Raw genomic sequence first — 21078 nt, 5'->3', positions numbered from 1 at the left:
GCCTGGAAAACATCGCACGATATCAGAGCAGTACTGGCCTTCCTTATGTCCGTTGCGTCTCGCGCTGATTGCGGAGATGTTCAGAAAATCGCCCCAGCCGTTCGCGGGATAAACGGCCCTCCCCAAACCTCAGATTGCGCGGGACGTAACAACCCGCAGCCGCAGAAGCTCGATATTGGCGCGGCCATACATTTGGCGCTTGAGGAGCTTGAGCCTGTTGACATGACCCTCCGTCTGGCCATTGCTCCATTGCAGCCTGACACGCGCGGTGGAGCCTGCATGCCCCCATGCCCTTCATGTCGCCTGTTTGGAAGCACAATCCGTTTCTGCCGCGGGAAGAACACTCTCGGAGACGCTGCGCAGCTTGTGAAGCAAGGCAACAGAGTCGCGCTCAATTCGCTTACGCAAAACCAGCCGATCAGCCATGCGGGCCACCACACTGGAAAACCGATACTCCAGCGTCCGCACGAAGCGCGTGCCAGTGGCTGTGCCGATGCACTCATACGTGACGAACATCTCAAGACCCCGGTTGCCACGGGCCCGGGTTCGCCAGAGCCGATCCGGAAGACTTTCCACGACTTCCCACTGCAACTTGCCTGCACGGCCGCCGACGTACGCAAAGTGGCTCCCAACCGGCAGCGACCCTCCCTGCCCGGTGATCGCTACGTGGTAAGGATGCCACTCGTGCCAACGAAGCGGAGTACTCACGTAGGCCAGTACCTGGCTTGGCGTCCGGGCGATATCAATGGAATGCTGCATCTTGACGGTGGGGACCAGGCTCTCGCTTGCTTCTTCGGGCTCCCAATGAAGGGTTCCATAGATCCAGTCCCACAGTGGAAACACTACGGCGAAGTTCTTGGTCTGCATCAGGTCACGGCGGTGATGCAACTCATGCAACCGCCGCATGTGGCGAATCCACGGCAGGCGACAGATCGGATTCTGCGGCGGGAGGTGCTCGCAGGCATGAAAGATCTCGTAGCTGAGATAGCCGCCCAGTAGCGTGGCGGCAAACAGCGCAGCGACGTTCGCATTGACCAGGCCGATGATCGACCAAGCGAGCAGCGCGCCAATGCTGTAGACAACGATCAGCCATGCCGGGAACAGAATCACCCGCCAGTCCTTGGCGAACTCGTAGCGCATCTGGTCATCTGCGAAAAAACTATGATGGTCGCCCGTGTGGCGCTGGTAGAACGCCTTCGCGAATCGCTTCTTGTTGTGCCCGAGACCCTTATGGGTGCGGTACTCGCCACTGCTGTAGAAAATTAAGGTGGCCGGCACAGTTAGCCACTCCACCGCGCTGACGTGGTCCAACTTGTTCAGCAAGAAGAGGATCAAGGTCACGCCGAAAACAAGAACGAAGCCAGCATGCAGCCAGGGGTTGTAGTAAGGCGAAATGTTCGCCCGGTATTTCTTCCGGAAGGTTTGGGTATCAAAAGACATGATCGGCTCTCAAAGACTGTTGCGCTGTCGGGCTCGCGATACGTGGCCAGTTCCGCCAAGCCCCCGCGGACCTTTCTGACGTCTGGCGCCAGTAGGTCGCTTGGTGTTGTAGTCTATTGGTGCGATCATTTTCATTCCAATGGATATTGATGATGAGAATTATTGATGAATCAGAATTTGCAGCAGATTGATCTCAATCTCCTCTTCGTGTTCGACATGCTGATGCAGGAGCGCAACCTGTCACGCGCGGCCGAGCGACTGCACAAGAGCCAGCCGGCGGTGAGCAATGCGCTCAGTCGTCTGCGCGAGCAACTGGGGCAACCTCTTTTCCGCCGTACCGCTAAGGGACTCGAGCCCACTGCCGGGGCGATGACGCTGCACGTGCCGGTACGGCAAGCCCTGCGCTTGCTGCAGGCAGGGCTTGCCGTTCAAGAGAGTTTTCAGCCGGACACGGAGCGAACCTTCCGACTGTCGATGAATGACTATGGGCAGCTACGGCTGTTACCGAGCCTGATGACCCGGCTGATGGCGCTGGCGCCGCAGGTGAAGCTGCAGGTACTGTCGGACGAAGGTGCCCTGATCCCGCAGCGACTGGCCAGCGGAGATCTGGACTTGGCGATTGATTACCTGTACTTCGACGACGCCGATTTGCTCTACCAACCGATTCACGAAGAGCGCCTCGCAGTTATCGGCCGACCGGGCCACCCTGCATTCAGGGAAGGCCTCGACAAGACGGCGTATCTGGCCGCACAGCACGTCTCGCTCTTGCCGCGAGCCGGCCGCGGCAGTCCGCTCGAGATCGTCCTGGGCTCGGCCAAAGTGCAGCGCCATGTGCAGTTGCAAGTTCCGCACTACCTGACCATTCCAGCCATCGTCGCCAGCACCGATTTGCTGGGTACCGTGCCCTGGCACTTGGCCAGGCATTTCGTGCACAACTATGGCTTGCAGCTCGCGGAGCTTCCTTTCGAAACGCCTGCGGTGCAGGTCAGCTTGATATGGCACCGTCAACAACAACACATGTCTGGTCTGCAATGGCTGAAGGAGCAAATTGCGCAAGTTGCACAGACCGAATCGAGCTGATGTGGCGGGCCTCATTGGGCTGCCTGCGCGATGGATCTTTGAATCCATAGTGGCGCTGCCTGCGCTGTGTCGGGAAATCGGGCGGCGCGTTCGAGCCCTGCAGCCGCACCAATAAAATCAAGGGTTTACAGGGGTTTTCCTGTAAACCCTTGTGCATTTTGCGGTCTATGTAACCGCCATGTAACCCGATTGGATCGCCGCGATCCATCTGGAACCATGTCCTGCCTGCGCCTACAGTTGCTTCGTGCCCCATTTGCTCGTGTGGCACATAGGTCTCGCGCGATAAAATCCTACCCACTGCATCAAAGGGGACCGGGGTCGTGTCACAAGCAACAACGCCACAAGAATGCGTCGCTGCCGCAAGGCAGCTTTATGCCGTTTTGAAAGGGCATCTCGATCGTCCAACTTGCACCAGCAGGATGTGCGGAATTCCCTCGTGAGGCGATGGGCCTCGATGGAAGACCGTTCAACGTCATCGACCGTCAGACCAAGGCTCGCGAAATCATGCGGCTATGGGAAGCCTTGGGACGATCAGGACAGTAATGCATGATGGCAAGGTGTTGCACTTTTGATTTGAGGCCGCCATTTATTGTCGAGGTGGCGCAGTACTTTCGCGAATTACTAGGTCAGGCTCGAACTCGGTCTGGATGTTTTTGGCTCCTCCTTCGATCTGCTCAATCAAGTTGCGCGAAGTAAGCTCGCCAATCAGAACGGGATTCGAGTGCACTGTCGTTAGCGCGGGTGTTACCAGTTCCGCCATCTGCCAGTCGCCGAAGCCTGTGACAGAGATGTCGCTCGGAACCGAAAGTCCCAATGTGCGGCACTCCGCGATCGCCGCCACAGCAATGAAGTCATTGATGCATATCAGGGCGGTCGGCTGTTCCCGATGCAACAGCAAGTCCTTGCGCTGCAGGCAGACGCGCACCGCTTGTCGCACAGCAGATGCATCGTAAGGGGTCGGAAAAATGCGGTTATCGGGTAAGGAAATGTCGTTCTCGCTGAGGACGTCTCGGATCCCCAGAAGCCGTTGAGACGATAGAAACTGAGTTTCGAGAGGACCTGGGAGCACTGCAAACTGCCGGTGTCCTTGTTTGACTAAGTAGGTGGTTAGCCTGCGCATAGCCAAGCGGTTGTCATACCCCACCGTCGGATGCATCCCTTCGCGGTCCACGGCCCACATTAGTACATACGGGATAGCGTGCTTGTGTATCAGCGAGAAGACTTCGGGATGATGTTGTGAACCGATTATTGCGATCCCGTCCACTCTACGCTCCAATAGGGCGCGGGCGCAGCGCAATTCGGTCTCACTGTCGTCCCGATGGCAAGTCAACAGAACGGTATATCCAAGCCGGTCGAGCTGGGCCTCCAAGGTATCTACTGCTTTGGCGTAAAGTTCATTCATCAGTGTCGGCGCAATTATGCCCACCGATCGCGTGCGCCCCTGACGTAGTTCGCGAGCCGCCGAGAAGGGAACGTAGTTGAGGCTTGCAATAGCGTTCTGCACTCGCTCCAGCGTGTCAGGTCGCAGCCTATCCGGCGATGTCAGTGCACGGGAGACTGTTGCCGAGGAAACGCCGGCGAGGAGGGCGACTTGCTTGACATTCACCATATCGGGTCAGATGTTATCTTCAGCCGGAATGACGGCCGTCTGCCATCCATTGTAACGATTGGTAGTCGAAAGCAGTTCCCGTCGTTGGAGGGTTCCCGAAGACGGATCGACATCCCTGGTGAGGCTAGTCGAGCCGGACCTTTGCTGAATCTGCCACTCGCTTCCACTTCGAAACTTCGGCGCGAAGCAACGCATTGAACGCCTCAGGCGTGCCGCCTGCGATCTGCGCTCCTTGAGCCATCAGCTTGTCGCGGACCTCCGGATCCTGAAGGGCTTTGTTGAACTCGCTGTTCATCTTAGCAATGATGGCCTGTGATGTCCCGCTCGGGACCATGAACCCGCCCCAGGAAACGGCTTCGTAGCCGTTTATCCCGAGTGCTTCATCTACCGTGGGCACATCGGGCAGTGACGGTAATCGAGTCTTGCTCGTGACCGCGAGCGCCCTGAGCTTTCCACTCTTGACTTGCGGCATTCCCGCGAGCGAGGTGGGAAGGGCAACATTGATCTGCTGACCGAGCACGTCTGTGAGCGAAGGCGCGTCTCCCTTATAGGGAACGTGGTTCATCTTGACGCCAGCCATGGTACTATTGAGGCTTGTATAAATCATGACAACCGATTCGAGTCTGACGCGTTATCTGATCAAGGCGTTGATCGGGAGTCGATTGCATGGCAGGGAAGATGGACGAAGCGACCAGAAAGCGGGTTCGCGCTGGACGGATGCTGTTAGCGAACAAGCCGGTCGCGGAGGTTGCGGCTGCGGTGGGCGTGGCACGGCAGACGGTGTACACGTGGAAGGCGCGACTGGACGAAGGCGGCATCGATGCGCTGCGCACCATGGCCCGTGGACGGCCGTCGTTGCTCGACGATGCCCAGCGCGAGCAGTTGTGTCGTGCCTTGCTGCAGCGCCCCACCGAGCATGGCTTTGGCACCGAACTGTGGACGCTCAAACGGGTGCGTCTACTCATCGAGCAACGCTTCGGGGTGTCATACAACGAGGCCCATGTCTGGCGCATTCTGGATTCGCTCGGCTTCTCGCCCCAACGCCCAGATCGACGCGCTATCGAGCGCGACGAGGACGCCGTTCTGGCGTGGAAGCGCAAGACTTGGCCCGCGCTCAAAAAAAGTGTACGCGGGAGCAACGGCTGATCGTTTTCATTGACGAGTCTGGGCTCTCGGAACGCCCCACGCGCGTGCGCACCTGGGCTCCGAAAGGTCAAACGCCAGTCATCCAGTTTCATTTCAACTGGAAGCATGTCTCGGCCATCGCGGGAATGAGTTATCACAACTGCCTGTTCCGCCTTTACGACGGCGCGATCAAGAGCGCACAGATTGTGGAGTTCCTCAAGGCACTGCGCGCGCACCTCAAACGCCGCCTGATGATCATCTGGGACGGCGCCGCGCAGCACAAGAGTCGCATCGTGCGCGACTACCTCGATAGCACTGGTGGTGCAGTGCAGATGGCCTTTGTCCCGCCCTACAGCCCGGACCTGAATCCAGTGGAGTATCTCTGGGCCTGGCTCAAGCGCCATGCCCTGGCCAACTTCTGCCCACACTCGCTCGCCGAACTCAAAACGACCGCCCGCAATCGGCTGCGCAGCGCACAGCAACGCGCCAACATCATAGCCGCGTGCTGGAAGCAGGCCGAGTTGTGGTGATGTCAGCATTTATGCAAGTCTCAATAAGGAGTTCCCCGGCCAGATGGCTGCCCGAACCATTGCCGGCGCATCCAAAGGTGATCTGCCCTGGCCTAGCCTTTGCCATCGAGACTAGTTGGCGCAGGTCCTTTATTGGCGAATTTGCTGCTGTGACGATAATGAGCGGCACCGTTGTCACTAAGGAATTGCTGATCAATGAGGTTTGCGCTTGATGTTGCACAAGCCAAGGACTTCAGCTTTCGCAATCCGGGAGAGATGGGCCGATTCAAGCCGTCTTTCTCGCGTTTCGCACCTTTCCTGGTCGCGCTTTTGCGCGCTCAGGACGGATTGCTCCCCTCTAAGGACAACAACAGCCTCCTGGCGAACACCAGATTCGCCAAACCAAACAGGCTGAACAACTGCGCCGTGTTCTTGAACAGGCCCTTGTAGCGAACCTTGCGATGACCAAACAGATTCTTGATAACGTGGAACGGATGCTCAACCCGCGACCGAATCTGTGCCTTGACCCGCTCGACGGCGATCAGCAAGTCCTTGACGGCTCCGTCACACATCGCCTTGATCTTGCCGCGCTTGACGGCCACCTGCCACTTCACGGTCTTGCCTTGCATCTCCTCGCGCTTGTCCACGCCCGTGTAGCCCGCGTCGCCAAACGCATGCTCCTCGTGGCCATGCAGCAAGGCATGGGCCTGCGACACGTCCGACTCTTGGCCGCTGTGCCCACCACGCTATGCACCAGCCCAGAGGCCGCATCCACGCCGACGTCGGGTAGCAGCGGCGCATTTCTGCGCCACTGCCCCCTAAGGTAGGGTCGAGAACTGGCGCGCGCACCTTCAGGTGCCGGTGGTGATTCCACCGCTTTCGCGATGGCCCGCAATCCGGCGACCATAGTCACGTTTCCAACTCCCGCCACGTCAAACGCAGCATGCGGTTTTCCCGCACTACGCTTTCCTGTTTGCTTCATGTCAAGGTATATGGGACCTATCATGCCGGGGCCGCTTTCGTCGATGGTCGACGACGAACCCGATAGCCGTTGAACAGCTTCAGTTCGTCATAGAGCCACCGCCTACTCCACGTCTTCCAGCCGAAGCCCCGACGATTCCGGGAGCGCTCCAGATGGCGCCTGACCTTCTTTTCCACCCAGTCCTGGATGAAGCTGAAGCACTCACTGGAGTGTCCGACCGCGAAGTAGTTCACCCAGCCACGTAGCACCGGATTTATCAGTTGCACCACCCGATCCACCGGCTGCGACTGGTATCGCCTGAACACCTCCTTGAGTTTGCGCAGCAACGCCGTGCGTTTCTTCAACTTGGGCGTATAGTGCGCTCGCCACACCTGTCTCTTTATGCTGCGCAATCGACGGAAGTCGAATCCCAGAAAGCCAAAGCTCTCACCGCAGTCCAAATCCACCGTGCGACTCTTCTCTTCATTGACCTCGACCTGCAACTTGGCAAACTCTTCCCGAAGCCGTCGGCTTTCGCGTCAGTTCATGCTCGACGAGCAGGCGGCGAAACTTCAGCAGCGTGGTCGCGTCTGGCACCGCCTCGACTGCCAGGTCGATCCCGGCAAACGCCCGCATCGCCATGCTGTCGTACAGCGCGTCTTCCAGTGCCTCGTCCGACAGCCCGTACCACTGCAGGAGGAAGTAAATGCGCAGCATCCGCTCAAGGCCGATCGGCGGCCGGCCACGTTTGCCCTTGGGGTAGTACGGCTCGACCGCCGCAATCAGGCGCGCCCACGGCACCACGCTCTCCATCTCCGACAGGAAGCGCTGGCGGCGCGTCACACGCTTCTTGCCGTGACTTTCCGCTTCCGCAAAACTGATCTGTCGCTTCATCACAGGACCTGAATCATGGACACGCTCATGACAACGCGCTCACCCAATGCCTCGATGACTCGCGCACTGATTTAATCAGATGGTATGGACGCCTCCCCCCGGCAACGGGGCGCCGCTTACCTGCAAGAGTAACTGTAAGGGTCCTCGCTGCCATGGCATCCCTATGCCAAAGTGGAGGTGTCGATTGCAAACGACCCTGATCGGGACGATCCAAAATGAAGCTTACCGTCATCGGCATGGATATTGCCAAGCATGTCTTCCAACTTCATGCGGTGAATGCCAACACCGGTGAAATCGAGCGCATCAAGTTGAAGCGGAGCCAGGTCACCGACTTCCTTGCTCAGCGGGAGCGTTCACTCATTGCCATCGAAGCTTGCGGCAGCGCCCACCGTTGGGCACGAGAACTGCAGAAGCTCGGCCACGAAGTGAAGCTCATCTCTGTGCGATCGGTTCGTCCCTTTGTGTTGCGTAATAAAACCGACGCTGCCGATGCCAGAGCTATCTGGACAGCAGTCCAGCAGCCCGAGGCGCGGTTTGTTGCGATCAAGAGCGAGCAGCAACAGACCATTCTGGCGCTGCACCGCATCCGGGCTCAACTGATGAAGTTCCGGATCATGCAGACGAACGCATTGCGCGGCTTACTCTATGAGTTTGGTGAAGTCCTTCCGGAAGGATCTCGGGAATTTGCCGAAAAAATTTCTGGTGCGCTTGCCAAGATCGCGAATCGCTTGCCAGCCATACTGATCGACAGCCTACGAGAGCAATGGGCACGCGTGCAGGCAACCGACAAGGAAATCGCTGTGCTGGAACGTCGGCTCAAGGTTGCGCTTTGCGACAATCAGGAATGCCAGAAGATCGCTGAAATTCCTGGCGTGGGGCTGCTAACCGCCACGGCTGCGGTGGCTGCGATCGGCGATGCCAAAACGTTTCGCTCCGGGCGTGAGTTCGCTGCCTGGTTAGGCTTGGTACCGAAACAAACGGGCACCGGTGGTCACGTGCGCCAGCTTGGCATTAGCAAGCGAGGTGACACCTACCTGCGCACCCTACTCATACACGGCGCCAGATCGGTGATCATCAAAGGCGCATGAACCGCCTGGCTCGACGGATTGCTTCAGCGACGTCCTTTCAATGTAGTGGTGGCTGCCGTAGCCAACAAACTCGCCCGGACCATCTGGGCGGTGCTAGCAAGGGATACGAGATACACGGCACCCGCCATGGCTGCATAGCCAGGTGCGTGGCCCGCCTGAACTGACTTCTTCTCAAGGAGCGCAAGCATTGATCGCATGATGGCTAACAGGTTGGACCGGGGCGAGGAAAACCCGATAGGGAATGTGAGCAGCAACGCTCGATGATCAGATGAGGACCTCGCCAGCGAATTCCATATGGGCCAGCAGGCTGAGCGGCCTGCACAAAAGGGCCGGACATAGGCGTGCTGCCTTCACCTGTCGACCACCATGTCAATCGGCTTGCAATCCGGGAGGCGTCCACATAAGGCGATTCCCTAGTGACGGATCGCGCCGCAGCAACTATGACAGTTGTGCATCGCCAGAACACCGGGTTGTCGCGCCATCATCAGTACGAGCACGCTGACAACCAAGGTGGCCGCATTGATCTGGAGTATCGGATGCGGGCTCAAAGTACTGGCTACTGAGCGGCCCCAGATCTCAATGCCTTTACGTTGACCGCCAGCCAAAGCGGCAGTGTCGCAGACACCACGCATCAGAACAGCTTCGAAGATTGATCCTGCCCGGCAACTTTCATGTCGCAGAATCGTCTGCGTAGCTAGGTACGCCTCCGCTACTCCCAAATTAGGGCGTCATCTCCTGGATGCAGCTTGATGCGGGTTTCAACGTGCGTTCCTTCGGCGCGAGTATGCCTGCGGACGGTCCATTCTCGATCGTCTGTTGCGAAGATATTGGCGCCAACATGGGCGTTGCCGTACGGGGCGTTAGTATGCGCAAGTGATCTGCTAATGCGATTTCCAGCGTCCCATTGCCAGTTGCAGCTAGTAGAACGACCACGCCTGGGTTACGGTGAAATGGGAAGCGCTGATCATCCAAGAAATCAGAATCGTGCGTCAGTATGATGCGTCGCGTTTCACAAGCCGTCGCGAAACTGGCCTCGTCGGCGTGTCCAATGAGCGCCATGCTAGGGTAAGCCGCCTACTTTTCCGATGAGAGTAAGGCGTCCGGGCCAGCCCTTGCGCCCGCAGCGCTCGTGCCGCCGTGATGCCGTGATGCCGTGATGCCGGCGGCGGGTGTCCCGACGACTACGATGTGCTCACGGGAAATCATCAGAGATCCTCGTGAACCTCGATTGCAAGCGCCGGACAGATCCCAGCGGCCAAGCGGGCAGATTCGTGTTGATCAGTCGACGGTTCCGCACCCGGGGCGATGAGCGAACTCCCTACGCTGGCCCCATCCCAACAAGCCTTGAGACCATCGCTGCGGCATTCTGAAGTGTTGGAATGATTTCATTCTCGATCCTTTCGGGTGTCGCCTCGGCTGGCGATGTGGAAATCCCGATAGCCAGCTGGCGGTTGCCAACCCGAGCAAGCGGGACTGCAACTGAGATCTGATTGCTCTCTGGATACTCGACCATCGCCCATTCACCGACCCCGAGGGTCAACGCCTGTGTGAGCGCGCTACTTGGAGGCAGGATGCTTCCAACCCGGAGATTCATCACCACGAGGCGACGGCGTTCCGCGAGTGCCATCGCCCTTCCAATAATGATCACCCCGTCGGGGTTCGCTTCACCCAGGTTGGATGTTCCTGCGTACGTGTCAGCCAGTTGCTGGAGCATCTGCTGAACCGAGTCTGTCACTCCCAAACTTTCCAAAGCAGCAAAGCCGATTTCGAAGACTCGGGTAGTCAAGCGCCATTGGTTGCCCTCGCGCGCGACATATCCCTCCTCCTCCAAAGTCAATAGAAAGCGCAGAACGGTCGGGTGCGGCAGGTCTACGGCACGCGACAACTCCGCCAACGTAGGTCGCCCGTTCTCTCGGAAAGCGCGCAGCACCGCTAGACAGCGTTGGATCGATCTATTATTCTTCATTCGTACACCCTGTGTACCGCTAGTTCACCTAGTGAACATCATAAACCAGGTGCCCTTGAGATGCAACCTGCTTCTTGAGGTCAGGAGACAACGAATGAAACGATGGATATTGGGCTTTAGCGCCGCTGTGGTGGGGTGCTGGGCAGCGACCGGTCAATCTGTTGCGAACGCCAGCGAGTCCTGGCCGAGTCGCCCGATCAAGTGGGTCGTGCCGTATCCGCCGGGCGGCACCACTGACATGCTGGCACGTATCGTCGGTGCCAAGCTCTCTGAACGACTCGGGCAGCCCGTGGTGATCGAGAACAAGCCAGGCGCTGGGGGCGATGTTGGCACGGCCTATGTTGCGAAACAGCCCGCTGATGGATACACCATCGTTATGGGCAATATTGGTCCTATTGCCATCAACCCCACGCTTACTCCCGACGCTCGCTTTTCTCCCACGCGAGATCTCGCGCCGGTGACGCTCCTGGCGGAGGTTCCCAACCTGCTGGTGGTCAACCCGCAACTGCCGGTCAAATCGGTGAAGGAACTCGTTCAGTACGCGAAGCAACAGCCCAATCCCTTGTCGTACGCAACGCCTGGCAACGGAACATCTTTGCACTTGGCGGGTGAACTGTTCGCTTCGACAGCGGGCCTGCGCATGGTTCATGTGCCATACCGCGGTAGCGGCCCCGGCCTGAACGACACGATGGCAGGCCATGTACCGATCATGTTTGACAACATGCCTTCGGCATTGAATCTCGTAAAAGGCGGAAAGGTTCGCGCACTCGCCATCACGAGTGCTGTCCGTTCCCCGTTGCTGCCGGACGTCCCAACGATGACTGAAGCTGGTCTGAGCAACTATCAGATCACTGGTTGGTTCGGCGTCTTGGTACCTGCCGCAACGCCGAAGCCGATCGTCACCCGTTTGGATGCCGAAATTCAAGCTGTACTCAAGATGCCTGACGTCCGCAGCAAGATTGGCGACATCGGCGGAATCATCTCTGGCGCAGGACGAGATGAGTTCGGCCGATTCATCCAGCAGGAGTCGGCGAAATGGCAAAAGCTCATTCGTACCGCGCACATCACCGTGCAGTAGGTCAGTTACTTTAAGGAAGAAGCAATGTTGAACTCGGTTGACAGAATCCTCGTTGCGGTGCGCGACCTCGATCAAGCAGAGCAGAACTACAGGGAAGTACTTGGGGCGCAGTATCTTGATGAGCTTGCAAGCGACCATCTGAATGCCCGTGGCCGTAGCCTGGTAATCGGCGAAAGCACGGTCGAACTTTGGACCCCGCGGGGAGCAGGGGTCGTAAGTGATCATCTTGATAGCTTCGGGGAAGGCCTCTTCTTTGGAGGGGTCTCGACAGCTAGCCTGGCTGAATGCCAGAGGTTCCTTGCCGAGCAAGGTATCCGATTTGCTGAAGCCGACGGCCGTCTCTATTTGAACGCGGGCGGCCTCTATGGCATGCCACTCGTTGTCAGCGAAGCGGCAGCGCGGGTTCGAGCGAATGGTCCTGTGTCGTTTCTGTACGAGCTCACCATGGTTCTCAGCACCGACTGGCGAGAAGTCGCGGATTGCTACGCGCGAAAACTGGGCCTGCAGCGCGACAAGGCAGTAGACATCACGTTCGCGCGATTTGGCTATGAAGGCACGCTGCTGATGTTCGCGCCGGATCGTCTCGATCGCATCGAATTGGCTGAAGCGCATGATCCCGCCTTTGCCATGGGCAGGTTTTCGGGCAAGCGAGGTGACGCACTTTACATGTGCTACATCGAAACGCATGATTTGGCGGACGTAATCAGGCGACTCGAATCGCGCAACGCAAAGTGGACCCGAAGGACCGACACGGGCAAGCCCGAGCAGGACGGCCTCTGGATCCATCCGAGCGCGCTGAATGGCGTCCTACTTGGTGTATCCCGAACCTCGTTGGCGTGGGGATGGTCCGGTAGCCCCGAGAAAGTCGAAGAGATTTCAGAGGTGCAGTCGTGATGCCGGAGATCTTCGATCAGCAATACATCGGGGGATCGTGGCGCCGTGCTTCTGGCACACAGCTCATCGACGTAGAGGACCCGAATACTGGCCTGGTATCGGCCCAAATTCTTCCAGGTACCGAGGAGGACGTCGGTCTCGCCTTGGGTGCCGCGCAGAACGCATTGGCCAGCTGGTCCGCAACATCCGTGTCGGACAAATGCGCAATTCTTAATCGCCTAAAAGACCAACTCACAAATCGGCAGGAGTCGTTGGCCGATGCTATCGCGGCTGAGGTTGGCACGCCCTTGAAGATCTCACGCATCGTTCAAGTCGACTCGCCCATTCGGAACATTGGGAACTTCGTAAAGCTGGCGGAAGGATTTCCATGGCAATCGCGAACGGGCCCATCTGTCATCGTCCGGGAGCCATTCGGCGTCGTGGCATGTATCACGCCATGGAATTTCCCGCTTCATCAGATCATTCTGAAGGTGGTGCCCGCGCTTCTGGCCGGGAACACAGTCGTGCTCAAACCAAGTGAATTGACGCCCCGAACAACGCGCCTTATCTGCGATGCCATCAATGACGCAGGCTTTCCTTCGGGCGTGGTGAACGTTGTGAACGGCTTGGGTGCGGTAGTGGGCGCAGCGTTGGCGCGAGCTGACGGCGTGGACATGGTTAGCTTCACAGGATCCACGGAAGCGGGTCGTGCAGTGTCTTGCTTGGCCGCGTCGACCATTAAGAAGGTGACGCTGGAATTGGGCGGCAAGTCGCCTTCCTTGGTATTGCCGGGTGCGGACCTGACTGTGGCCGTCAAGGGAACGCTCGCTTCCTGCTTCCTCAACAACGGTCAGACTTGCAGCGCGCTGACCAGGTTGATTGTTCACTCGCGTGATGTGTCGGCCGTCGAAGCCCTGGTGAAGCAAGAACTCGCCAAGTTCTCTGTCGGATCCAGCCTCGTCGAAGGCCATCGGATCGGCCCGCTCATTTCTGGCAAGCAGCGTGACCGCGTGCAGGAACTAGCGGAAAAAGGGGTAGCGGAGGGCGCCACGCTCATCGCGTCAGGCCAGGATGTTCCGCCTGCAGGATTCTTCGTCAGCCCGAAGGTGTTTCTCACAGATCAACATAACTATCTGGCCAAGGAAGAGGTGTTTGGCCCCGTGCTCTGCGTGATTCCCTACGACGAAATCGACGACGGCATCCGCATCGCCAACGCAACGGTGTATGGCCTGGCGGCGGCCGTTTGGGGCGATCCTGACCTCGCACTCGACGCCGCTAAGAAGATTCGTGCAGGACAGGTCGATATTAACGGCGCCCGATTCAACCCCGTAGCGCCCTTCGGCGGCTTCAAACAAAGCGGTGTTGGCCGGGAGGCGGGTCACGTCGGTTTGGATGAGTTCCTCGAGTACAAATCTATCCAAATGAACGAGGGATGACGGGATGTCTCTTATGCAGAAACAAGCTCTAGGGAACATTCGCGTATTGGATATGACGCGAGTGCTCGCAGGGCCATGGTGTACCCAGATGCTGGGCGACATGGGAGCCGATGTCATCAAGATTGAGCACCCATCGCGAGGGGATGATACGCGGCAGTGGGGGCCGCCGTATGCGATGACGAGTGAAGCGGAAGTGCTTGAGGATTCCACCTACTTCGCTTCCGCAAATCGGAACAAACGATCGGTTGGCGTGGACATCGCCAACCCAGACGGTGCGGATCTGATCCGTAAGCTCGTTCTTGAGTGCGACATCTTTGTAGAGAACTTTAAGGTTGGTGATCTGGCTCGTCGAGGGCTTGACTACGACAGTCTGAAAAAGATCAATCCGCGCCTGATCTATTGCTCTATCACCGGGTACGGCCAATCCGGGCCGTACGCTGACCGCCCCGGCTACGACTTCGTTTTCCAGGGGGAAAGCGGGCTGATGAGCATAACGGGCGAGCGTGATGACGAGCCTGGTGGTGGGCCACAGAAGGTCGGGATCGCCATTGCTGATCTGACGACGGGACTGTATGCGACGGTCGCGATCCTCGCCGCGTTGAACCACAGGAATGTCACGGGAGAAGGTCAGCACATCGATTTGGCACTGCTCGATTGTCTGGTTGGCTTGTCGTCGAATCAGGGATTGTCGTGCCTGATCAATGGCGCCGAACCGCACCGGTGGGGGAACGCGCATCCGTCTCTCGTACCGTATCAAGTCTTTGATACGGCAGACGGTAAGGTGGTAGTTGCTGTGGGGAACGATTCCCAGTGGCAACGCTTTTGCCAAGCGATCGACGCCAAAGAACTGGCCCGGGATTCGACGTTCTATTCCGCATCCGGACGCATTCGGAATCGAGAGGCGCTAATTGCGCAGGTGTCGTCGGTTCTTGCGGCGCGCCAAACCGAGCATTGGCTTGCCGCGTTCTCCGCAGCGGATATCCCGCACGGTCGTATCAATACCTACAAGGAAGCCTTTGCTCACCCACAGGTCATCCACCGTCAGATGGCGATCGACGTGCCGGTTGACAAAGGTATCGGCTCGGTACGGGGCATCGCCAATCCCATCAAATTCAGTAAAACGCCGGTGCACTACGTTCGGGCGCCCGCGAAACTCGGTCAGCACACAGAAGACGTGCTTTCCGACTTGCTAGAACTTTCCGCGGACCACATCGCCGGTCTCGAAGAACGTGGGGTGATTAGTTGCCAAACGTCAAAAAAGACACTTCAGGAGCAATCATGAGCATCCAAGCTAATAATGTCGGAAACGTCCTGGAGATTTGCATTGCGCGTCCAGAAAAGCGCAATGCGATCAGCGCCGCGATGTACCAGGAACTGACCCGTCTTCTGGATGAGGCCAACGCGGACAAGGAATGTGCCGCAGTCATCGTGCATGGTGCGGGCGGACACTTCACTGTCGGTGCCGATATCAATGATTTCCAGACCCGGCGGGGTAATGAAGATTCCCCTGCTGTCACGCTTCTCCGGAAGATGGCCGCGATCGATGTGCCGCTAATCGCAGCAGTCGAGGGACTGGCGATTGGAATCGGCGCCACGATGCTGCAACACGTCGATTTTGCCTACGCATCCCAAGATGCGCGCTTCCGCATGCCGTTCGTATCGCTGGGTCTGTGCCCCGAGGGCGCATCCAGCTACCTGCTCGAATCGCTGGTAGGTGTCCGGAAGGCACGTGAGTGGTTGATGCTTGGAAAGTTCTTTGATGCAGAAGAAGCTTTCGATGCCGGGCTTCTGACGTCGCTGACGCAGGACGGGGAAGCCCTTGCACGGGCGCGCGAAACGGCTGCCGAACTGGCAAAGCTTCCCAAGGCTTCGGTACGCGCGACAAAGCGGATGTTGAACCACGAGAATCGTGCCGCTGTGGGTTCTGCGCTCGACCTGGAAGTGAAGATGTTCGCCGAACTCTTGAATACCGAAGCCACTCAGGAAATCTTCAAATCCTTCCTGAACAAGAAGCGTTAAGAACGCCATGGCCGAGTTGATAAAAATCGAATCAGAAAATTTCGTCCGGGTCATTACGATGAATCGGCCGGATAAGAGAAACGCGCTGAACTCGGAAATGTGCGACGCGTTGCACGACGCGTGGCAAGACTTCGCGGGCTCAGAGGATCGCGTTGCCCTGCTACGTGCAGAGGGGTCGGTGTTTACGGCAGGCCTCGACACGAACGATCCACCGGATTCCTTTTGGCATGCCATTCCCAATGTCGCATTTGACATTGGAAAGCCGGTTATTGCAGCGGTTAATGGCCCCGTGATAGCGGCGGGCGTATCGATGCTTGCATTCTGCGATCTTTGTGTAGCGACTTCGGCAACGACCTTCGTTTATCCCGAAGGTCGCCTAGGCATGGCAGCCGGCTTGATTAGCTCGCTGGTCGGTCGGATTCCCCACAAGATCGCGATGGAGCTCATGTTGACCGGGCGCCCGGTATCCGCCCAACGGGCCTATGAAGTCGGATTCGTAAACGAACTCTGTGAACCAGGAAGCGAAACAGAGGCAGCTCTAGTGACAGCGCGTCAGATTGCGAGCGCAGCGCCGCTGGTACTGCGTTTCCTCAAACAGGCGGCGAGACACTCGATTCCGGTAGGACTGGTTGAGGCAGGCTATAGCGCCCAGTACCAAGCTCAGATGCTGGCCAGGAGTGAAGACGCCCGGGAAGGGGCGTTGGCGGCCAAGGAGCGTCGCGCTCCCGTTTTCGTGGGCCGCTAGGACTAACTAACACAGTAGGGGACTGAGAAATGGATCTGAATTTCACAGAAGAAGAGCAGGAATTTAGAAAAGAGGTACATGCGTGGATCGACGCCCATTTGCCGAAGGAGATCTCGCACAAGGTGCACAACGGACTGCAGCTATCCCGCACCGATATGCAGCGTTGGCACCAAATTCTGGGGAAAAAGGGTTGGCTGACGTATAAGTGGCCAGTCGAGTTCGGCGGCACGGGCTGGACACCAGTGCAGCGGCACATATTCGAGGAAGAGTGCGCGTTGGCAGGAGCACCGCGACTCGTGCCCTATGGGCCTGTCATGGTGGCACCAGTCATCATGGCATTTGGTAACGCTGAGCAACAGGCGCGCTTCTTGCCCGGCATTGTGACGGGCGATGTTTGGTGGAGCCAGGGTTACAGCGAGCCGGGATCGGGTTCCGACCTGGCTTCGCTCAAGACACGAGCGGAGCGAAAGGGAGACAAGTACATAGTCAATGGTCAAAAGATCTGGACCACGTTGGCTCAGTACGGGGAGTGGATTTTCTGTCTCGTCCGGACCAATACAGAAGGGAAGCCGCAGGCAGGGATCAGTTTCCTGCTCATTGACATGCGTTCGCCTGGCGTCACGGTTCGGCCCATTAAGCTGCTGGACGGCGAGTGCGAGGTCAATGAGGTCTGGTTCGACAATGTTGAGGTCCCCGTTGAGAACCTGATTGGCGAAGAAAATAAGGGCTGGACCTATGCCAAACACCTTCTCAGTCACGAACGCTCGAACATTGCAGAAGTCGGGCGTGCCAAGCGTGAGCTCCGACGCCTGAAGCGAATCGCGGCTGCAGAAGGCATGATGGACGACCCTCGTTTCAAAGACGAGGTTTCGAAGCTCGAGGTAGATATTATCGCGCTCGAAATGCTGGTTCTTCGCGTTATCTCGGCAGAAAAATCCGGGAAGAATCCATTGGATATCGCAGGCCTACTGAAAATCCGAGGCAGTGAGATTCAACAGCGCTACAGTGAATTGATGATGCTGGCTGCAGGTCCCTATAGCCTCCCATTTATTCAAGACGCTATGTTGACGGAGTGGGATGGCGAGTTCCCAGGTGGAGAGCGACGGAACGCTCCGCTTGCCGCGACATATTTTAATCTGCGGAAAACCACTATCTACGGTGGCTCCAATGAAGTGCAGCGTAACATTGTTTCGCAAGTGGTCCTCGGATAAAGGAGTAGAGCATGGATTTCGAATTCACTGACGACCAGGACCAACTGCGAGATGCAGTAAGAAAGTGGGTAAAGCGTAGCTATACGTTTGAGCACCGTCGCAGTTCCGAGAGCAGCGGCGGATTTTCCCCGGACGCGTATTCGGAGCTTGCGGAGCTTGGGCTGACTGGACTTTACGTCCCAGAAGAGTATGGCGGCGTCGGTATGGGGCCGGTCGACGTTATGGTGGTTATGGAGGAACTGGGGCGGGGCATCGTACTCGAACCGCTGGCGCAAGTTCTACTTGCGGGTGCAGTGCTGTCGAACTACGCCGAAGCAAGCGTACGTGCGGCGTGGCTGCCTACGATCGCTTCTGGAGAAAGTCTGGTCGTACTGGCCCAGCAGGAGCGCGCGAATCGTTATCGCATCGATACGTGCGAGACGCGAGCAGTCGAGACGGCGGAAGGTTGGGAGCTTACTGGGAGTAAGAGCCTCGTGCCGGTTGGCGATCATGCTGCTGCGTACATTGTACCCGCCATGATTGCTGACACTCTCGGAGCGTTCCTTGTGGAGCGCTCCGCCCCAGGTGTATTGGTACACCCTTATCAAACTGTCGACGGCTCGCGCGCCGCGGAGCTGACGTTGTCGAAGGCGCCGGGCACGCTAGTCACCCGCGAAGGCCAGGATTGCCTGTCGTATGCCGTGGATCTTGGCATTGCAATGACGTGTGCAGAGGCCGTGGGCGTGATGGACGTAACCCTGGAGGCTCTGGTGGATTACATGAAGACGCGCAAGCAGTTCGGCGTCGCTATCGCGAGCTTCCAAGCGTTGCGTCACCGCGTCGCAGATATGAAGATGAGTCTAGAGCTCGCGAGGTCTATGAGCTACTACGCCTCGCTCAACGTCAACGCGCCGGCGAACCAGAGACGTCGCGCCATGGCACAAGCGAAATATCAGTTGGGCGGGTCGATGCGATTCGTCGGCCAGCAGGCCGTGCAATTGCACGGTGGGATTGGAATGACGGATGAGTATATCGTCAGCCACTATTTTAGACGCCTTACCCAAATGGAATCGGTGTTCGGAGATACGCTGCATCATCTGGCGCAGATGTCGGACTCCATGCATCCCGAGCTTGACAAGGCTGCCTAAGGCGCCGCGAAGAGTAAGTGCTCGATGAATTGCGATGGCGGGTGACCCTCATCGTTTCCGGCAGCGCGGTGGTACATCCTCGCGCTGCTCATAGTATCGGACCGGGATAGTAGCGTAATTGATGCAGACGCAACTTCAGTCACGAAGCCAAGTCGGGATCCATGATATTTTTCTTCCAATTCCAATGAAAGTGACTTCGTTGAGTGGCGAGCAGATAATCATCCGACAAGGCTATTCACGCGTAATTAAAGAGGGGAAGTTCGTGAAGCTCCCCGCTTTTTCTCCTGCGAGTCTGTTCTTGGGCGGCTCTATTTTTAAGAGCTCGCATTGCAGCTTCGATCTGGATGTAACTAGTTATTCTGTGGTGCGTGATCAACCAATGCACGATCTGTGGGATTCCAGGCCGCTTTGGGAGGCAATTTCATTGTCGGTGTTTATGAATCCAAAGGAAGCTTGGAATATTGCAGATATAGCGGATAGTTTGCAGACAACATCCTCGAGAGTCAGGCGGACCCTCTTCAGCCCATTTGATTACACACATCTCAGTCGTCAAGTTCACGCGCGTACCTGAGGCCTGCGGCGAAATCCACCACTCGCTGCAGGCCTTGCCAGATAGTCTTGACTCCGGGTTCGCCGTCGCCTTTGCGCGCCAGGAAGCCACCGAGCATAGCGACCAAGCGCACGACTTCGTTCAGACGCGGTGACGTCTTCGGTGGTTTCTTCTTGTTGAGAATGAATGCCGCGCGCCATTCATCCCGCTCGAACAGCAGTCCTGCATCCAGGTCCGGGCAAGTTCGGCCCAGTCGCATCAACCGAGCGATGCGCCATGCCACCACCATGAACAGTGCCAAGGCACGCTCAAGCCGCGCCATCGATGCGAGTTGCAACGCCTCGACCCGACAGCCGTTCTTGAGCACGTGAAAGAACAGTTCCACCTCCCAACGCGCGCGGTACCAGTCAATAAGCTGCGCCGCTGCGTCAAGGTCGCCCACCTCGCGATTACTCAGCAGTCGCCATTCAATCGGTTTGACGCCGGCCGGCGGGTCGACCTCCCGGGCGACGATACAAGTGGCACTCACCACGCCGCCTGCAGCATCAGGCAACGCGACACGTTGCGCCCACACCTGCTGCCGTACTGCGCGCGCCGGCTGAGCCTGACGGGCTGCCAGCGTAAAGTGAATCCTGCCCACTGGCTCACCCGCGGTTACCTGGTCCCACAGCTTGCCGCCGCCAGGCAAGGTGCGATTGTGCTGCGAGCGCAGTAACCAATCCGCCGGGTGGCCCAACTCCTTTGCTTTGACCATCAGCGCCATGATGTCCGATTCCCGGTCAGCCACATAGACGAGTCGCGTGGCAGGCAGTGCGGCCGCCTGTTCGGCGACCCGCTCATATCCTTCGGTCCAGCGGGTACTTTCCTTGATGCCGGGGCGCACGCCATCCGCACCCTTGGGCTCGCGTGCCCACATGTAGGCGTCAAGCACGCCCAGCGGTTCGCGCGCTGGCGTTACCGCGTATGTCGGGTGCAGATATAGCCCGCGTTGCGCCTCATACGACAGCGGTCCCAAGCCGGCGATGGCCTGGCCGTTAAAGTCCAGCTCCGTGGTGTCTTGGATGCATAGCACCACTTCGCAAGCTCGCATCCGCTCGGCTGAGTTCTGCCAGTGGGGAGCCAGAATATCGCGCCAGTCCAGTTCATCCTGAGCCAGGAAGCGGTATGCCGCAGCCGTTTCCGCCCAGCCGCCGCATGCGCTGGGGATGCTTGCCGCCGGCTTCTCTGCGAGCCGCTCCGCTAGCAGCACCGCCCGCTTGTTCAGGCGCTGGTCGCCCAAGTCAATGTCCTTGAATTCTGCCGCTGCCCAACTCGTTGCCTCTCGCTTCATGTGCCGCCCAAAATGCAAGAGTGAACGACAATCCGAA

At 58.1% G+C, this 21078-nt stretch carries 18 protein-coding genes and 4 pseudogenes; 11 read left to right on the top strand and 11 right to left on the bottom strand.

The genetic code is table 11. From position 1 onward, the window contains the following. Window positions 1-129: 129 nt before the first annotated feature. Together ACIGJB_RS30920 and ACIGJB_RS30915 are read right to left on the bottom strand one after the other, a co-directional pair. Window positions 130-252: pseudogene (locus tag ACIGJB_RS30920) on the bottom strand (hypothetical protein); the annotation flags it as partial. A 42-nt stretch (window positions 253-294) separates the two neighbouring features. Next, window positions 295-1440, bottom strand: coding sequence for a sterol desaturase/SRPBCC family protein (locus ACIGJB_RS30915; RefSeq protein WP_043355372.1), 1146 nt, complete (start codon window positions 1438-1440; stop codon window positions 295-297). A 165-nt stretch (window positions 1441-1605) separates the two neighbouring features. Here ACIGJB_RS30915 and bsrA point away from each other — a divergent pair, with 165 nt between their 5' ends. Further along, the gene (gene bsrA / locus ACIGJB_RS30910; protein WP_043355370.1) at window positions 1606-2520 is read left to right on the top strand and encodes a LysR family transcriptional regulator BsrA; all 915 of its coding nucleotides are present in this window, start codon (window positions 1606-1608) and stop codon (window positions 2518-2520) included. A 586-nt stretch (window positions 2521-3106) separates the two neighbouring features. Here the strand turns inward: bsrA and ACIGJB_RS30905 are convergent. Together ACIGJB_RS30905 and ACIGJB_RS30900 are read right to left on the bottom strand one after the other, a co-directional pair. Next, window positions 3107-4129: a LacI family DNA-binding transcriptional regulator gene (locus ACIGJB_RS30905; RefSeq protein ID WP_043355368.1), complete on the bottom strand. Its 1023-nt coding sequence runs from the start codon at window positions 4127-4129 to the stop codon at window positions 3107-3109. A 124-nt stretch (window positions 4130-4253) separates the two neighbouring features. Further along, window positions 4254-4709 carry a tripartite tricarboxylate transporter substrate-binding protein gene (locus ACIGJB_RS30900; protein ID WP_483735183.1) on the bottom strand — a complete coding sequence of 152 codons (456 nt, stop codon included), beginning with the start codon at window positions 4707-4709 and terminating at the stop codon, window positions 4254-4256. Between the two features lie 86 nt (window positions 4710-4795). On the opposite strand from ACIGJB_RS30900, the gene ACIGJB_RS30895 reads away from it, so the two are divergent. Next, window positions 4796-5784 (top strand): IS630 family transposase gene (locus ACIGJB_RS30895; protein WP_483734921.1). Its coding sequence is split into 2 segments (ribosomal slippage): window positions 4796-5258 and window positions 5258-5784, totalling 990 coding nucleotides; the frame shifts between segments, so codons are not numbered across the junction. On the opposite strand, the gene ACIGJB_RS30890 is transcribed toward ACIGJB_RS30895, so the two are convergent. The 4 genes and pseudogenes from ACIGJB_RS30890 to ACIGJB_RS30875 form a co-directional block, all read right to left on the bottom strand. Next, window positions 5747-6004 (bottom strand): tripartite tricarboxylate transporter substrate-binding protein, encoded by a 258-nt coding sequence (locus ACIGJB_RS30890; RefSeq protein WP_483735131.1) that lies wholly within the window; start codon window positions 6002-6004, stop codon window positions 5747-5749. The genes ACIGJB_RS30895 and ACIGJB_RS30890 overlap by 38 nt on opposite strands. 97 nt (window positions 6005-6101) lie before the next feature. After that, window positions 6102-6544: pseudogene (locus tag ACIGJB_RS30885) on the bottom strand (transposase); the annotation flags it as partial. Window positions 6545-6765: 221 nt separating this feature from the next. Further along, a complete protein-coding gene (locus ACIGJB_RS30880) occupies window positions 6766-7227 on the bottom strand; it encodes a group II intron maturase-specific domain-containing protein (RefSeq protein ID WP_224039293.1) in 462 nt (153 codons plus the stop codon). Window positions 7228-7255: 28 nt separating this feature from the next. Next, a pseudogene (locus tag ACIGJB_RS30875) lies at window positions 7256-7618 on the bottom strand (IS5/IS1182 family transposase); the annotation flags it as partial. Window positions 7619-7833: 215 nt separating this feature from the next. Between ACIGJB_RS30875 and ACIGJB_RS30870 the strand changes: the two are divergent. Continuing rightward, window positions 7834-8844 (top strand): annotated as a pseudogene (locus ACIGJB_RS30870) (IS110 family RNA-guided transposase). 582 nt (window positions 8845-9426) lie between these two features. Here the strand turns inward: ACIGJB_RS30870 and ACIGJB_RS30865 are convergent. Then, window positions 9427-9765: a DUF5615 family PIN-like protein gene (locus ACIGJB_RS30865; protein ID WP_373424146.1), complete on the bottom strand. Its 339-nt coding sequence runs from the start codon at window positions 9763-9765 to the stop codon at window positions 9427-9429. A gap of 259 nt (window positions 9766-10024) precedes the next feature. Next, the gene (locus ACIGJB_RS30860; RefSeq protein WP_043355366.1) at window positions 10025-10672 is read right to left on the bottom strand and encodes an IclR family transcriptional regulator; all 648 of its coding nucleotides are present in this window, start codon (window positions 10670-10672) and stop codon (window positions 10025-10027) included. A 94-nt stretch (window positions 10673-10766) separates the two neighbouring features. Between ACIGJB_RS30860 and ACIGJB_RS30855 the strand changes: the two genes are divergently transcribed. Genes ACIGJB_RS30855 through ACIGJB_RS30820 form a run of 8 tightly spaced genes read left to right on the top strand, consistent with a single transcriptional unit; the run spans window position 10767 to window position 19161 of the window. Next, window positions 10767-11750 carry a Bug family tripartite tricarboxylate transporter substrate binding protein gene (locus ACIGJB_RS30855; RefSeq protein ID WP_043355363.1) on the top strand — a complete coding sequence of 328 codons (984 nt, stop codon included), beginning with the start codon at window positions 10767-10769 and terminating at the stop codon, window positions 11748-11750. Between the two features lie 24 nt (window positions 11751-11774). Then, window positions 11775-12644 (top strand): VOC family protein, encoded by an 870-nt coding sequence (locus tag ACIGJB_RS30850; RefSeq protein WP_052495072.1) that lies wholly within the window; start codon window positions 11775-11777, stop codon window positions 12642-12644. Beyond that, window positions 12644-14059, top strand: a complete 1416-nt coding sequence (locus ACIGJB_RS30845) for an aldehyde dehydrogenase family protein (RefSeq protein ID WP_043355360.1) — start codon at window positions 12644-12646, stop codon at window positions 14057-14059. Before ACIGJB_RS30850 ends, ACIGJB_RS30845 begins: the two co-directional genes overlap by 1 nt. A gap of 13 nt (window positions 14060-14072) precedes the next feature. Beyond that, entirely contained in the window at window positions 14073-15341 is a 1269-nt protein-coding gene (locus ACIGJB_RS30840; protein ID WP_043358200.1) for a CaiB/BaiF CoA transferase family protein, read from the top strand. Further along, window positions 15338-16078 (top strand): enoyl-CoA hydratase/isomerase family protein, encoded by a 741-nt coding sequence (locus ACIGJB_RS30835; RefSeq protein ID WP_043355358.1) that lies wholly within the window; start codon window positions 15338-15340, stop codon window positions 16076-16078. The genes ACIGJB_RS30840 and ACIGJB_RS30835 overlap by 4 nt, the downstream gene beginning before the upstream one ends. 7 nt (window positions 16079-16085) lie before the next feature. After that, the gene (locus ACIGJB_RS30830) at window positions 16086-16823 is read left to right on the top strand and encodes an enoyl-CoA hydratase/isomerase family protein (RefSeq protein WP_043355356.1); all 738 of its coding nucleotides are present in this window, start codon (window positions 16086-16088) and stop codon (window positions 16821-16823) included. A 29-nt stretch (window positions 16824-16852) separates the two neighbouring features. Then, the gene (locus tag ACIGJB_RS30825; protein ID WP_043355354.1) at window positions 16853-18034 is read left to right on the top strand and encodes an acyl-CoA dehydrogenase family protein; all 1182 of its coding nucleotides are present in this window, start codon (window positions 16853-16855) and stop codon (window positions 18032-18034) included. An 11-nt stretch (window positions 18035-18045) separates the two neighbouring features. After that, window positions 18046-19161: an acyl-CoA dehydrogenase family protein gene (locus tag ACIGJB_RS30820; RefSeq protein WP_043355352.1), complete on the top strand. Its 1116-nt coding sequence runs from the start codon at window positions 18046-18048 to the stop codon at window positions 19159-19161. Window positions 19162-19703: 542 nt separating this feature from the next. Here ACIGJB_RS30820 and ACIGJB_RS30815 read toward each other — a convergent pair. After that, on the bottom strand, window positions 19704-21041 hold the full coding sequence (locus tag ACIGJB_RS30815) for an IS4 family transposase (RefSeq protein ID WP_483734868.1): 1338 nt from the start codon (window positions 21039-21041) through the stop codon (window positions 19704-19706). Between the last annotated feature and the right edge of the window lie 37 nt (window positions 21042-21078).

The organism is Cupriavidus sp. C2SS-8b (assembly GCF_057073745.1).
Note: the sequence above shows the minus strand (reverse complement) of the source record. Positions and strands in the feature narration are given on the sequence as shown.

Excerpts from the sequence above, each read along its gene's own strand:
- ACIGJB_RS30915 (WP_043355372.1), bottom strand. The coding sequence starts at position 1,440 with ATGTCTTTTGATACCCAAACCTTCCGGAAGAAATACCGGGCGAACATT.
- bsrA (WP_043355370.1), top strand. The coding sequence starts at position 1,606 with ATGAATCAGAATTTGCAGCAGATTGATCTCAATCTCCTCTTCGTGTTC.
- ACIGJB_RS30905 (WP_043355368.1), bottom strand. The coding sequence starts at position 4,129 with ATGGTGAATGTCAAGCAAGTCGCCCTCCTCGCCGGCGTTTCCTCGGCA.
- ACIGJB_RS30900 (WP_483735183.1), bottom strand. The coding sequence starts at position 4,709 with ATGGCTGGCGTCAAGATGAACCACGTTCCCTATAAGGGAGACGCGCCT.
- ACIGJB_RS30865 (WP_373424146.1), bottom strand. The coding sequence starts at position 9,765 with ATGGCGCTCATTGGACACGCCGACGAGGCCAGTTTCGCGACGGCTTGT.
- ACIGJB_RS30860 (WP_043355366.1), bottom strand. The coding sequence starts at position 10,672 with ATGAAGAATAATAGATCGATCCAACGCTGTCTAGCGGTGCTGCGCGCT.
- ACIGJB_RS30855 (WP_043355363.1), top strand. The coding sequence starts at position 10,767 with ATGAAACGATGGATATTGGGCTTTAGCGCCGCTGTGGTGGGGTGCTGG.
- ACIGJB_RS30850 (WP_052495072.1), top strand. The coding sequence starts at position 11,775 with ATGTTGAACTCGGTTGACAGAATCCTCGTTGCGGTGCGCGACCTCGAT.
- ACIGJB_RS30845 (WP_043355360.1), top strand. The coding sequence starts at position 12,644 with ATGCCGGAGATCTTCGATCAGCAATACATCGGGGGATCGTGGCGCCGT.
- ACIGJB_RS30840 (WP_043358200.1), top strand. The coding sequence starts at position 14,073 with ATGCAGAAACAAGCTCTAGGGAACATTCGCGTATTGGATATGACGCGA.
- ACIGJB_RS30835 (WP_043355358.1), top strand. The coding sequence starts at position 15,338 with ATGAGCATCCAAGCTAATAATGTCGGAAACGTCCTGGAGATTTGCATT.
- ACIGJB_RS30830 (WP_043355356.1), top strand. The coding sequence starts at position 16,086 with ATGGCCGAGTTGATAAAAATCGAATCAGAAAATTTCGTCCGGGTCATT.
- ACIGJB_RS30825 (WP_043355354.1), top strand. The coding sequence starts at position 16,853 with ATGGATCTGAATTTCACAGAAGAAGAGCAGGAATTTAGAAAAGAGGTA.
- ACIGJB_RS30820 (WP_043355352.1), top strand. The coding sequence starts at position 18,046 with ATGGATTTCGAATTCACTGACGACCAGGACCAACTGCGAGATGCAGTA.
- ACIGJB_RS30815 (WP_483734868.1), bottom strand. The coding sequence starts at position 21,041 with ATGAAGCGAGAGGCAACGAGTTGGGCAGCGGCAGAATTCAAGGACATT.